Raw genomic sequence first — 1,065 nt, 5'->3', positions numbered from 1 at the left:
TTATACGCAAGAACAGATTGAAGTTCCCAAAAAGGAAGTCAGTTTAGACGATTTGTTTAGTGGGGATAATTATTATGCGGATCAAATGAAAGTCCAGTATGAAGAGTGGAAACGGCAAAATAAAGACCAAGATGTGAGTCAAAAAGATTTTCGCTCAGCTATGATCAATTCCCGTGCTTTTGAATACACCTCGATTAAAGATGAACAACAAAAGAAAGAGTTTTGGGTGAATGTTGTGGCGACGGTTGCCATTGTAGGTGTGAGTATTTTCTGCCCGCCAGCAGGACTCGCGTTAGGTTTGGCTTATGGTGGTTTAGAAATGAGTGCGGCAGTGAGTGGGAAAGATTGGCTAACAGGTCGGGAAATGGATACCTCAGAACGTGTCATGCGTGGAGCTTTTTCACTGTTGGATATTGTACCAGGGATGAAAGCTTTTTCAGGAGGCACGCAAGCCATTCGGTCAGGCACGAAGCTAGCGAGTTTAAGCGACAATCTTTTACATGGCGTGAAAAGTATTCCGTCTAAAGCCGATGACTTGATTAAACTAGGGAAAAGTAAAGCCTTAACACGGATTAATAGCTTAAAAACAACGGTAAAAGAAGGCATACATACAGGCGTTGAACGAACCACTAAAGGGCTGGATAAAGTCGGAGAAGTGGCAGACAACTTCAAGAACAACTTGAATTTGAACTCAAGACGTCAACTCGCCGCGGATGGCTTTGGGGCGCTTCCGGCAGGTGGGACTTCGAAAGTCACAAATGCCACAGAGAAAATGAAAGAGGTCTTGCGGAAGTATGATTTGAATTTGAATGGCGGAGGGCGCCAAATAGATGAGACTGTGACAAGCGGTCAAAAATTGACTCATCATCTAGATGAAGTTCGCTCTCCCAATAGTTTTCAAAGCCAAATGGGAACTATTCTTGAAAAACATCATTTAACTTTGGATGAATTTAATCAATTAAAATTGAAACCCGTACAAGAATTAACAGATGCTGAAGTGAGAACATTAAAAGATATTCGAGATTCAGTGCCTAAAATAAACAACAGAGACCCCACTACAAAAAA

General features: G+C 41.7%; 1 pseudogene. It reads left to right on the top strand.

From position 1 onward, the window contains the following. Positions 1-1,065, top strand: a pseudogene (locus MAQA_RS14620) (hypothetical protein); the annotation flags it as partial.

It is taken from the genome of Listeria aquatica FSL S10-1188 (assembly GCF_000525795.1).
GTDB lineage: Bacteria > Bacillota > Bacilli > Lactobacillales > Listeriaceae > Listeria > Listeria aquatica.
This window is presented reverse-complemented; position numbering and strand designations above follow the sequence as displayed.